The following is a 13,442-nucleotide window of genomic DNA, read 5'->3' as shown; positions in this document are numbered from 1 at the left end:
ATTCTAATGAAAAAATTATTCGTATCTGCTTTAGCAGTATTGGCTTTAGGTTTCACTTCTTGTATAGAAGATGACGACACTCCTATTGTAATTGAAGAAGTAACTAACAATTACAACAATAATGGTGGTGATGATAATGACGATGCCTGTATAGTAAAATCAGGAGGTATTGCTGTAAATGAAACTTGGACTGCAGACAAATGCTATATATTAGATAGAAAAGTAGTAGTTCAAGAAGGAGTTACTTTAACTATTGAGCCAGGAACAATTATTAAAGGTCGTGCAGGTACAGGATCTTTATCTTCTGCTTTAATTGTAGCTAGAGGAGGAATGCTTATTGCTGAAGGAACAACTTCTCAGCCTATTATTTTTACTTCAGAAGCAGACAACATTGCTATTGGAGAAACTGCTGGAACAAACTTAGACGAAAACAACATTGGACTTTGGGGAGGAATCATTGTATTAGGAAATGCTACTTCTTCACTTTCTGGTGATGTAACTGAAAAACAAATTGAAGGTATTCCTGCTAGTGATACATTTGGATTATATGGCCCTGGAGATGGAGGCGCTATCGATGATCAAAACTCAGGAATAATTAGATATGTTTCTATTCGTCATGGAGGTTCTTTATTAGGAGAAGGAAATGAAATTAACGGATTAACACTTGGTGGTGTTGGTTCTGGTACTACTTTAGATCACATTGAAGTTATTGCTAACAAAGATGACGGTATTGAATTTTTTGGTGGTACCGTAAGCGCTTCTAACTTATTAGTATGGGCACAAGGTGATGATGGTATTGATATCGATGAAGCATATTCTGGTACTATCACCAATGCTATTGTTGCTTTAGGAGTAAATTCAGATCACGCATTAGAAATTGATGGTCCTGCTGGTTCTATTAATGGTGCTTGTGTAATACAAGACTTAACATTAATTGGAAATGGTTCTTTAAACTCGGAATATGCAGATTACAGAGACAATGCGCAAATAGCATCTAACAATATATACGCTTATGGTTTTGGAGATGAATCGGATGTAGAATTAGACAACGATGGTGTTGCTACAAACTATAATAGCGGTCTTATTTCTTTTAGCGATTGGGAAATAGTACTTCCTACTGCAGTTACTGCTGTTGAAGATATTTTTGTTAACAAAGCAACTACGGTAACTGTTACTGGTTTTGGTTCAGAAGCTACAGCAGTTTCTTCTGGCGCTAATACTGTTGGTGCAGATGCATCTGTATTAAGCTGGACATTCGCTATTTCTACTGGTGGAATAAGTCTATAATCACAGTATTATTAATTAGTAATGACTAAGAATATTTAGTTGTTTCTCTTAAACAAAAACTTGTTTTAATTAATTAAAAACATAAATCTAGCAACTGCTCTTTCTCGAGCAGTTGCTCTTATAGAAAACTAAATGAAAAACTCAAAATATCTTATCAGCATACTAATCCTATTTATATCTTGCATTGCTTTTGCGCAAACTGGTAAAGTAGCTGGTATTGTAATGGATGGCGATTTTTCCGAACCTCTTGCATTTGCAAATATTTTAGTAAAAGGAACAACTACTGGTACTGCTTCAGATTTTGATGGTAAGTATGATTTGGATTTAAGCGAAGGAACGCACACTTTAATCTTTTCTTTTGTAGGGTATAATACCCAAGAAATTACAGATGTTGTGATTAGCGCTGACGAAGTAGTAACACTAGATGTCACTCTGTCTGCCAATACTTTAGAAATGGTTGTTGTATCCACATCGATTAAAAGAAATACCGAAAATGCAGTATTAAATTTTCAAAAAAAATCTGCCAACTTATTAGATGGTCTTTCTGCGCAAACTATTAAAAAAACGGGTGCAAGTAATATTGCTTCTGCAGTAAAAAGCGTACCTGGAGTTTCTGTAGAAGGCGGTAAATATGTTTATGTTCGTGGTCTTGGTGATCGTTATACTAAATCTATTTTAAATGGCGTAGATATTCCTGGTTTAGATCCAGATAGAAATACAATTCCAATGGATATTTTTCCAACAAACATTATCGATAATGTTATTGTAATTAAATCTGCAGCAGCAGAATATCCAGCAGATTTTACAGGTGGTATTGTTAATGTGGTTACTAAAGATTTTCCAACAAAAGAAGAATACTCTGTTTCTCTTGGCGCTTCTTACAACCCTAACATGCACTTAAAAGATAGTTATTTAAACTATAATGGTAGTAAATCGGATTTCTTAGGATACGACAATGGAGCACGTAATAGACCTATTAATAGATACCAACCAATTCCTGGAACATTTGAAAACAAGCAACTTTTAACATCTCTTACCAGTAGATTTGATTCTCAATTGGGAGCAGAGGCTGAAAATAGTGGCGTGAATTATGACTTTGGTTTCACATTAGGAAATCAATATGAAGTTGGTGACAACAATAAAATTGGATACCAAGCATCCCTATCTTATAAAAACAAAACCACGCTTTACGAAGACACCAAAGATGGTTCTTACACAAGACATTCTGAAAACACCTTTAATGGTTTGGTTATAGATCGTACAGTCGAAGGAACTATTGGTCAAAACGAAGTGTTATTAAATGGTTTAGTTGGTTTAGCGTATAAAACCGATAAATCAAAATACAAACTAACTGCTTTACATATTCAAAACGGAGAATCTACTGCTGGTAAATTTGACCAAGTAATTAGTGAAGCTCAAAATGGTTCTGGTTTATTAGATGGTACTAATGATGTACTTCTATATACCGAAAGATCGATTACAAACTTTGCAGTTGCAGGTGATCATTCTTTAGATGCTAATTCCGATATAAAATTAGACTGGGTATTTTCTCCTTCTTTTTCTAGAGTATTAGATAAAGATCATAGAACTACTCCTTTAAGAATATTAGAAAATGCAGGTAATACCGAATACCAAATTGATGCAAGTTCTGTTGGAAGCCCGTTAAGAGTTTGGAGAACTTTATCTGAAGAAAGTTGGGTAGGAAACGTAAATCTAAGTAAGAAATACGAATTATTTAATAGACCTGCTAAATTAAAAGTTGGTGGTGGATACACGTTTAAATATCGTGATTTTAGCACCGACCAATACATCTTTGATGTAACCAATCAAACCGTTTTAAACGGAGATGTAAATACGCTTTTAGCGGAAGAAAACTTATGGACGCCAGCATCTCAAGAAGGTACTTTTTTAGATCCTAACAATGCATTTGACGCTAAAAATGCTTACGAAGGAGAATACAATGTTGGTTCTTTATATATTTCAAACGAATTTAACCCGACAGAGAAATTAAAAGCGATTATAGGTTTAAGAACTGAAAAATTTGACCTCTATTACACAGGTGTTACCAATGCAGGTGCTGTAGTTGGTGAAAACACCATTGATGCTTTTGATTTTTTCCCATCTGCAAACTTAATATATGCAGTTTCCGATAAAACAAACTTTAGAGGTTCTTACTCACGAACTACTGCAAGACCTTCTTTTAAAGAAGCATCTACTGCACAAGTTTATGATCCTACTACCAATAGATTTTTTATTGGAGGATTAGATAACAATACCTTCGATAATGTAAAACCTTCCTATATCAATAATTTCGATTTACGTTATGAGGTTTTCAGAGAAAAAGGACAAATGATCGCGGTAAGTGGTTTCTATAAAGATTTTAAAGATCCTATCGAATTAGTATCTTTTCCACAGGCATCTAACCAAATAACGGTTACAAATACAGGTGATGCTCGCGTATTGGGAGCAGAAGTTGAATTTAGACAAGCATTAGGTTTTATTGCTAATGCTTTAGAACATTTACGTTTTAATGCGAATGTATCTGTAATCGATTCTAAGTTAAAAATGACCGACAAAGAGTACGGTACAAGATTAGCTGCCGCTAGAGCTGGTGAAAACATTAAGGACACGAGAAACATGCAAGGGCAATCTCCGTTATTAATTAATGTTGGTTTAGACTACGGTAATGACGAGAAAGCTTTTAGAGCTGGATTATATTATAATGTACAAGGAAAAACATTAGAGGTTGTAGGTAATGGTTATGTAACCGATGTTTACACAAAACCATTTCATAGTTTAAACTTTACGCTTAACAAAGCATTTGGTAAAGACAAAAACTCGGCAATCGATTTTAAAGTATCTAACCTTTTAGGTTCAGACAGAGAAAGTGTTTATGAATCTTATAAAGCTGCAGATCAAATTTATCAATTACGTTCTCCTGGAACAGAAATATCTTTAGGCTATTCTTATAAATTCTAAGTCTATTTAAACGCATAAAAAAAGCATCCTTAAAATTAAGGATGCTTTTTTTATTTTATAATACTGCGAATTAATCTGTAATTGCTAGCGTAGATTTATTAGACCATTCATTAACGCTAGTAATGGCGTTATTACTATAATCTACTTCATTTAAAGTATTATCATTCCAAAAAAACCATTTCCCTTCTTTATCACCATTATTGTAATTAGCAGAAGCGGTTTTTACTCCTTTCGAATCAAAACTTAACCATTCCCCTTGAAGTTTACCATCTGCTGTAAAAAAACCAGTCTGGCTAACTATTCCGTTATCATGAAAATATGTTGCTTCAAATAAATTAGTGTCTTCGTTAAATTTTATACTTTTTCCATTTTGAGCAAAACTTACCATTGTAAATAATAATATTGCTACAGTTAATATCTTTTTCATTTGTATATCTTTTTAATTAATGATTCTGTATCAAATATAAAACATTTTTTACAATTACGAAACTATTTGGTAACATTAAATTAACATTGAAGCAGTAAACGACTGAACAGCATCATGTTAAACATATTCAAAACATCCATGTTTATTAATAATTACTTAATATTTACATTACATTAAAATCATTTTTGTATTAGATATTTGCTTGTATTTTAAAATACAAAAGTTAGTATTTCATATAATCTATTAGTTTTTGTCGACTATATTATCATGAATTCTACAGGCTGCTTTGGCCAAAGCAGCCTTTTTTTGTTTGTTAAATTTAATGATTTAGAAACATTTAGTTAACATTAGTATTAGTTCTTTGTAGCGACAAAAACTAATAAGTAACTTAATGAAGCTTAACTCTTTATTAATTGCAATACTACTATTTGCAATTACCTCCATACGTGGGCAAGAAAACCAATCTCCCAAATTTGGGAAAGGATTATTCAACCTAGTAGGAAAGGATAGCACATTCACCATGAAAATTGGAGCTAGAATGCAATTTCTTGCTATCTCCAACTGGGAAGATGGTGAAGCAAACGAATCTAATTTTTTAGTCCGTCGTGCCAGATTAAAGTTCGATGGTTTTGCATATAGTCCAAAACTAAAATATAAACTAGAACTAGGTTTATCGAATAGAGATATTTCTGGAGCTTCCGAATACACCAGCAATGCACCAAGATATATTTTGGATGCTGTTATAAAATGGAACTTTCATGAAAACTTCGTGCTTTGGTTTGGTCAAACCAAACTACCAGGAAACAGAGAGCGTGTTATTTCTTCAGCCAACCTGCAACAAGTAGATCGTTCTTTATTAAATAGCAAATTTAATATTGATCGCGATTTAGGGATTCAATTAAGACATCACATTAACATTACAGACACCTTTATTATTAAAGAAGCACTTGCTATTTCGCAAGGCGAAGGAAGAAACATCACTTCTGGTAACCTTGGAGGTCATCAATACACAGGTCGTATAGAATTTTTACCGTTTGGAAACTTTGCAAGTCAAGGAGATTATAAAGGAAGTGATTTAAAACGCGAACCAACTCCAAAGTTAGCTTTAGGTGTTAGTTATGATTTTAATAACAACGCCGTAAAAACGAGAAGTAACCAAGGAGATTACATGGTAAATGAAGAAGGTGTTTTTCATGAAACTAATATTTCTACTTTATTTGTGGATGCTATGTTTAAATACAAAGGCATTTCTTTTATGACAGAATATGCAGATAGAAATGCAGACGATGTATTCTTTACTAATGAAGAAGGCGACATAGACGCTGTTCAAATAGGTAGTGCTATCAACCTACAAGCAGGATATTTATTAAAAAAAGACTGGGAAGTTTCTGGAAGATACACCAACATAGATTGGGATAAATTAACAGGAAATACCAATCAGAGTCAGTATACCGTAGGTCTTTCAAAATATTTTGTAGGTCATAAACTAAAAGTACAAACAGACATTAGCCATTTAGAAGTAACTAATGGAAATAATGAATTAATGTACCGATTACAATTTGACATTCATTTTTAAAACATAACAATTAGGTAACATATTAATCAAGAAGACTAAAGATATTTGCAAACATTTTTAAATTAAATTATGGAAAATATATATTTATATATGATTATTGCTCTTGCTATTTTGGCGGTTGCCGATTTAGTGGTGGGAGTAAGTAATGATGCTGTAAACTTTTTAAATTCAGCAATCGGTTCTAAGGCAATTTCATTCAAAACTATTATGATAGTAGCGAGTTTAGGAGTTGCAGTTGGTGCTGTTTTTTCAAGCGGAATGATGGAAGTTGCGCGTAAAGGAATTTTCAACCCTGGAGAATTCATGTTTAATGAAATCATGATTATTTTCATGGCAGTAATGATTACAGATATTCTACTCTTAGATTTCTTTAATACTATTGGTATGCCAACCTCAACTACAGTATCCATTGTATTTGAGTTATTAGGAGCTGCCGTTGCCATGGCTTTAATAAAAATTGGTCATGATGGTGGAAATTTTGATGATGTAGTAAACTATATTAACACTTCTAAAGCATCTCAAATAATATTCGGAATTATACTCTCCGTCGTCGTCGCATTTTCCATTGGTGCGATAGTGCAATGGTTTTCAAGACTACTATTATCTTATAATTTTGAAAAGAAAGCAAATTGGGTAGGCGCATTATTTGGCGGATTAGCACTTACTGCAATCACCTACTTTATTTTCATGAAAGGTTTAAAAGGTACTTCGTATGCCAACCAACCATTTGATCTTTTAGGTGGAGACACAATGAAAGACTTCTTAGAGCATCAAGTATTTTATATTATAATTGTAAGTTCTATAATTTGGTCTTTATTAGCTTTTGCTGCCATTACCTTATTTAAAACAAACATTTATAAGCTAATTATTATTGTAGGTACTTTTGCATTAGCACTTGCTTTTGCAGGAAATGATTTAGTAAATTTTATTGGTGTACCAATTGCTGCTTATAATGCATTTACAGAATGGACTGCTTCTGGTTTAGCTGCAAATGCTTTCCCTATGGATGTGTTAGCAGAAAAAGTACCAACAAATAACTTGTTGCTTTTTATAGCTGGTATAATCATGGTATTAACCATCTGGTTTTCAACAAAAGCAAAAAACGTTGTAAAAACATCTTTAGACTTATCTAGCCAAAGCGAAACTAAAGAACGTTTTCAACCTAACTTTTTATCTCGAGGATTTGTAAGAGTAGCAATAGGGATGTCTCAAATGTCTTCTTATATACTACCAGAAGCATGGCAAGCAAAAATTGATAAACAATTTGAAGTACCAGTAATAAAAATATCTAAAGATAAGGTGCATGAATTACCTGCTTTCGATATGGTTCGTGCTGCTGTAAATTTAATGGTTGCCGCGGTATTAATATCTTTAGCAACTTCTTACAAATTACCACTTTCTACAACATACGTAACTTTTATGGTTGCTATGGGTACTTCTTTAGCAGATAGAGCTTGGGGAGCAGAAAGCGCAGTATATAGAGTAGCTGGTGTTTTAAATGTAATTGGAGGTTGGTTCTTTACCGCTTTTAGTGCTTTTGTTGCTGCTGCTTTAGTTGCCTACTTACTAAACTTAAACCTACAAGTAATGTTTCCTTTATTATTGGTAGCTGCTTTTGGTTTATTATTAAGAAACTATATAGCACACAATAAAAAGAGCAAAGAAGAAAAAGCAGAAGACACCTTAACTAAAGCAGAAAGTAGTTCTGTACAAGGAGTAATTCACGAAAGTGCAAGTAATATTGCAAGTGTTGTAAAACGTGGAAACAGAATATATACCAATGCGGTTAAAGGTCTAGCAAAACAAGATTTAGCATTACTTAAAAAGAATAAGAAACAAGTTATTAAGCTTTCTGATGAAGTAGATGAACTTAGAGATAACATCTTCTATTTTATTAAAAACTTAGACGAATCTAGTATTGGAGCAAGTAACTTTTACATAAACATTTTAGGTTATTTACAAGATATGACGCAGTCTTTAGAATACATTTCTAGAGTAAGTCATAAACACATTAATAACAATCATAAGAAACTTAAATTCAATCAAATTAAAGAATTGAAACAAGTAGATGATAAAGTAGAAGTTTTATTTAATGATATTAAAGATGCTTTCGATTCTGGTTCTTTTGAAAAAATTGGAGCGATTCTAAATGAGAAGACCGAAGTATACGATTTAGTAAAACAAAAGATTCAAGCGCAAGTTGCTAGAACACGTACGGAAGAATCTAGTCCGAAAAACACAACGCTTTATTTCGGATTGTTATTAGAAACAAAAGATCTACTAAACGCTACTATGAATTTATTAGAAGAATATCACGGTGCACATGATAGTAGTATAAAACCTGCTGTAATTGCCGAAGAAGACACAGAACAGGAATAAATTTAAACGTATTATATATCACAAAAAAACCATCTCGATTGAGATGGTTTTTTTTATTATTAAAAGGTTTAAAATTTTAAGCAGCGTCATCAAGATCTAAAGAGTTAAAACCTAATATCTGGTTAATCAAAACTAAAGACACTTCAATCATAGAATTATAAGTTGGCTCCCCATCCACATATTCTAATTGATTATTGATATCTATAATAGATCTCATTCTACTTCTATCCTTTAGATAAAAGGTTTTGGTAGCTCCTTCTTTATTAATCACAAATGAGATGTCATCAACATCGTATCTATTCATAAAATGTATTTTATCATGTGTATTTAACTTTGAAAAGAAAAGGTTGTATAACTCTTCCTTAAAAATAGAATTATCACTTCCACTCTTAAAATTAAGCTCTCTTATATCCTTATCATTACAAGTAATATCAACTTCATTCCATAATGTTAATTGAATATCCATCTTAAGAATATTCTGAATTAAACGCACTTTTTTAAGCATACCACTATTAATGAAATTAGATAAATAGTTATAATTTAAAGCAGGAGTTAATACAACTCTATAATCCTCATAACCTGAAGCTTTCAAGAATGCTTGAAATTGTCTTTCAAACAGAACTTTAACACCATGCTTTGATTTATTTTCAAAAACTACAAATCCATATTTTGAATTTTTAGGGATATGACATAAAGAAAATAATTTTCTTGTAATGAGCTCAGTACTACTAACCTTGTAATTTAAAGTATTAGTATCTCCGTTTCTTATTTCGGGTTCATCACCTGTATAAGCAGAATCAAAATGAGTGATTAACGTCCTTTCTTTTCTTAAAAAATCGATTTCAGAACTAATAGAAAAAACTCTTTTATTTCCCTGACTGTCAAAATAGTCAGTCTTATTCTTTCTTAAGAAAGAATAGTATTGATTGTATAATTCTAACAAATCATTTTCACCATTGAAACGGTTTAAGACTTGTTCTTCTTTGGCTTTGTTAATGAGTGCCACTCGATAAATAATAAATGTTACCATTATGTTTCTCTTGTTTTCAGTTCTTGAATTCTTTTATTAACAAGAACCTGTTGATAATTAATTAGCCTAAAAACCCGTATTAACACTAAGTTTTTATGACCAATCTTTTTTTTAGAAATTTTTATCTTGGCAAGAAGAAACTAATGTTGTTTCTTTGAAGAAGAAAGTAAGAGATTTTAATCTCATATTATTTTTTACAAAAAATTAGGGTCGCAATCCAATTATTGTATAAAAAGCCAAGAAGGGACACGTTTCATTACTGTCCCTTTTTCAGTACTTATCTCCAGCTTACTTCGCTATATATTCATAATTATTTTTTTAATTTAAACACGTAAAAATCTAAACACCAACTACTTACTAGTTTAATTGTGTTTTAAATTTTGCACTAAAAAAAGCACCTTGAATTGTCTTTATCAAGGCACTTCTTTAATTAACACTTATATATAAAGAATACTAATTACCCTTCGCAACTAGCACATTCTTTCTTTTGCTTAAACTGTTGTGCAGCATTGATACTGTGTTGGTAGTATAGAGACTTAACACCTAACTTCCAAGCAGTAACATATAGTTTATTGATGTCTTTTACTGGCATATCTGGATGCACCATGATATTTAAAGACTGTCCTTGATCGATATGGTTTTGTCTGTTTGCCGCTTGGTATATAATACTCATTTGGTCAATTTCAGAGTAGGTTTTAAACACCTCTTTTTCATGTTCTGTAAGTCCTTCTAAATGTTGTACCGAACCATCATAATCACGAATGCTATTCCAAATTTCTTTTGTATTCATTCCTTTTTCCTCTAAAAGAGTTACTAAGAATGGATTTTTAATCGTCGTTTTAATTTTCGCAATATCCTTTACATAGATGTTAGACCAAATTGGCTCAATACCTTGAGATACTTGTCCTAAAATAAATGCTGAAGATGTTGTTGGAGCTACCGCGTTTAAAGTTGTATTACGTCTTCCGTATCCTTTTAATACTTCTGGCTCACCAAAAACTCTTGCTAATTCTTCAGATGCACTTTTAGATTTATCGTTAATCGTTTTAAATATTTCACTATTTAAATTGAAAGCTTCTGTACTATCAAAAGCTACATTTTTAGATTGTAATAAAGAATGCCATCCTAAAGCACCTAAACCTAAAGCTCTATTCTCTTTTGCGAAATTATAAGCTTTTTCCATGAACATGAATGTTTGCCTATCGTCTCTACTCTCTGAGTCTCTGTATACATCTAATTTAGTAATAAACTCTTCCAATACAGCATCTAAAAAGTACACCATAGTTTCTACAGCATCGGTATCTTTCCACTTATCATAATGCAATAAGTTTATAGAAGAAAGTACACATACAAAAGACCATCTATCATTGGTTGGCAACATGATTTCTGTACACAAATTACTTGCATAAATTTCATGGTTTTTATCTTTATAAACATCTGCAGCATTATTATTTGCATTATCTCTAAAGAAAATATAAGGATACCCTATCTCACCTCTACGTTGTAATACTTTAGCCCAGATTGCTCTTTTGTCTACATCACCATCAATCATTTCTTGCATCCACTCATCACCAACAGTTACACCATGTGTTAACTCTTGAATAGGATTCCCTTCGGTACCAATCTCTAAAAACTCGTTAATATCACTGTGATCTATTGGCAAATAAGGAGAAAAACGACCTCTTCTTACCGAACCTTGACTTACAACATCTACCATTTTTTCAAAAAGCTGCATGATATGTACCGCTCCAGAAGATTCTCCGTTATTTTTTACAGGAGCACCACGATGACGTAGTTTACCAAAGTAACCAGAAGTACCACCTCCTAATTTAGACATCATTCCTACTTCCGACTGCGTATATAGGATATCTCCCATATCATCATCTATATGCGAGCCAAAACAACTAATAGGTAAACCTCTTTTCTTACCAAAGTTAGACCAAACTGGTGAAGCTAATGAGTAATAACCTTCTGCCATATACCCATAGAACTTGTCTGCAAAACCATCCATTTTAAGAATGTCTTCAGCTCTTTCTGCTATTTCTCTAATTCTTTCTTCTGGTGTGGTATCTCCTGTTAAGTAACCTGAAGATAAAAACTTACGACTATTTTCGGTTAACCATTTAATCTCTGGTTGTTTTGTGGCTTCTTTTCTGGCCTCTTTTCTAGCGTTAATTAATTCGTCATAATTAGAAGTTTTTGCTTCTTGACTTAAATTTGCCTCGGTGTTTTGTTTTGTTTGGTTGCTCATCTTAAAATAGGTCGTCGCTAGTTATACTTTTTGTTCTTTTACTATAGTTTATAGATCTTTTCACGAAGAAATCTCCATGTTTTGTTCCTATAATTTCGTCATCAAACCATTCGGTTTGTGCTACTAATTTTTCGTTTACTTCAAATACTTTTTCAATTCCAATACTTTCTAAAGAGTTGTTAAAACGATTTTTAATAAACTCGTTAATAACCGCTTTTGGTAAGAAATCTAATTCGCCTGCTTCAAAAATCCAGTCAATAATTTTACTTTCACTTTCAAATGCTTCTCTACATAATTCTTGTACGGAAGCTGCATGTGCTTCATCAAACCACGTTGGGTTTTCTTCTTTTATAATTCTAATAATATCAATTCCGAAATCCCCATGAATTTGTTCTTCTTTAGAGGTTGCTTCTACAACATTCGAAACTCCTTTAAGCATATTTTTATGCTTATTGAATGCCATGATTATTAAAAACTGAGAGAATAGAGATACGTGTTCTATAAATAGAGAGAATAATAAAATAGACTCTGCATATTCTTTATTGTCTTCACTTTTAGAATTTTTCAAAGCCATTTCTAAATAATGCACACGACGCATAATTACAGGCTTTTTCTTTATGTTTTTAAACTCGTTGTTAAGTCCTAAAATTTCTAATAAATGCGAATAAGCATCTTGGTGGCGCACTTCACTTTCTGCAAAGGTTGCTCCTACAGATCCTATTTCTGGTTTTGGCATTTTATTATAAATCTCTCCCCAAAAATTCTTTACTGCAACTTCAATTTGAGAAATAGCAAGCATGGTATTTTTAATCGCATTTTGCTCTACAACGGTAAGTCTTGTTTTAAAATCCTGAATATCACTTGTAAAGTTAAATTCAGAATGTATCCAATACGAATGTCTAATCGCATCTACATAATCGTTAAGCGCAGGATATTCGTATGGCTTAAGGTTGATACGCTTTTCAAAAATATTTGTTTTTCTACTTCTTGTTTGCTCATCTCTATATAAAATATATGCTTTAGCAACATCAGGAAACTGACTTCCCATTAATTTTTCTTCTACAAGATCTTGTACTTGCTCTACCGTTGGAATATATTTAAAGTCTTTTTCTTTTCTATCTAACAACGTTTTTAAAACGCTTACAGAAATGGTATTCGCATCTTCTTTAGAACCATTTCCTACGGAAAGCATTGCTTTCTCAATGGCATTAGAAATTTTATTTAAAACAAAAGGGCTTGTTTCATAATCTCTTTTAATAATCTGCGTAATCTCCATAATCTTTTAATTAAATAGCTAGTTTGTTATTTGGAATGATTTCTACCATTCAAAAACTTAATAATAAATCTGTAAAAACGTGTTATAATTTTCCTTTTATAGGTATCAAAAAGGAAGCATTCTTCAAAAAAAAATGGATTTCCTATCGCTTTTTTTAATAAAAAATATAGAAAATCTATTTCGTTTTTTGGCTTGAACAAAGATTGACAATTGTAGTTAAAAAAGAAAGGGTATTTT

Annotated in this window: 8 protein-coding genes; 4 read left to right on the top strand and 4 right to left on the bottom strand. The window is 32.1% G+C overall.

Features of this window, described 5'->3' with window-relative positions:
- The first annotated feature begins 6 nt into the window (after window positions 1–6).
- Together FG167_RS07005 and FG167_RS07000 are read left to right on the top strand one after the other, a co-directional pair.
- On the top strand, window positions 7–1,287 hold the full coding sequence (locus tag FG167_RS07005) for a hypothetical protein (protein ID WP_203460708.1): 1,281 nt from the start codon (window positions 7–9) through the stop codon (window positions 1,285–1,287).
- Window positions 1,288–1,419: 132 nt separating this feature from the next.
- Window positions 1,420–4,266, top strand: a complete 2,847-nt coding sequence (locus FG167_RS07000; protein WP_203460707.1) for a TonB-dependent receptor — start codon at window positions 1,420–1,422, stop codon at window positions 4,264–4,266.
- Between the two features lie 70 nt (window positions 4,267–4,336).
- On the opposite strand, the gene FG167_RS06995 is transcribed toward FG167_RS07000, so the two are convergent.
- Window positions 4,337–4,693 (bottom strand): toxin-antitoxin system YwqK family antitoxin, encoded by a 357-nt coding sequence (locus FG167_RS06995; RefSeq protein WP_203460706.1) that lies wholly within the window; start codon window positions 4,691–4,693, stop codon window positions 4,337–4,339.
- 391 nt (window positions 4,694–5,084) lie between these two features.
- On the opposite strand from FG167_RS06995, the gene FG167_RS06990 reads away from it, so the two are divergent.
- Together FG167_RS06990 and FG167_RS06985 are read left to right on the top strand one after the other, a co-directional pair.
- Window positions 5,085–6,269 carry a porin gene (locus FG167_RS06990; RefSeq protein ID WP_203460705.1) on the top strand — a complete coding sequence of 395 codons (1,185 nt, stop codon included), beginning with the start codon at window positions 5,085–5,087 and terminating at the stop codon, window positions 6,267–6,269.
- Window positions 6,270–6,338: 69 nt separating this feature from the next.
- Entirely contained in the window at window positions 6,339–8,648 is a 2,310-nt protein-coding gene (locus tag FG167_RS06985; RefSeq protein ID WP_203460704.1) for an inorganic phosphate transporter, read from the top strand.
- 76 nt (window positions 8,649–8,724) lie between these two features.
- Here FG167_RS06985 and FG167_RS06980 read toward each other — a convergent pair whose 3' ends face one another.
- The 3 genes from FG167_RS06980 to FG167_RS06970 form a co-directional block, all read right to left on the bottom strand.
- The gene (locus tag FG167_RS06980) at window positions 8,725–9,678 is read right to left on the bottom strand and encodes a hypothetical protein (protein WP_203460703.1); all 954 of its coding nucleotides are present in this window, start codon (window positions 9,676–9,678) and stop codon (window positions 8,725–8,727) included.
- A 457-nt stretch (window positions 9,679–10,135) separates the two neighbouring features.
- On the bottom strand, window positions 10,136–11,929 hold the full coding sequence (locus FG167_RS06975) for a ribonucleoside-diphosphate reductase subunit alpha (RefSeq protein WP_203460702.1): 1,794 nt from the start codon (window positions 11,927–11,929) through the stop codon (window positions 10,136–10,138).
- Between the two features lies 1 nt (window position 11,930).
- The gene (locus FG167_RS06970; RefSeq protein ID WP_203460701.1) at window positions 11,931–13,205 is read right to left on the bottom strand and encodes a ribonucleotide-diphosphate reductase subunit beta; all 1,275 of its coding nucleotides are present in this window, start codon (window positions 13,203–13,205) and stop codon (window positions 11,931–11,933) included.
- Window positions 13,206–13,442: the final 237 nt, after the last annotated feature.

Source organism: Lacinutrix sp. WUR7, from assembly GCF_016864015.1.
Lineage (GTDB): Bacteria > Bacteroidota > Bacteroidia > Flavobacteriales > Flavobacteriaceae > Oceanihabitans.
Note: the sequence above shows the minus strand (reverse complement) of the source record. Positions and strands in the feature narration are given on the sequence as shown.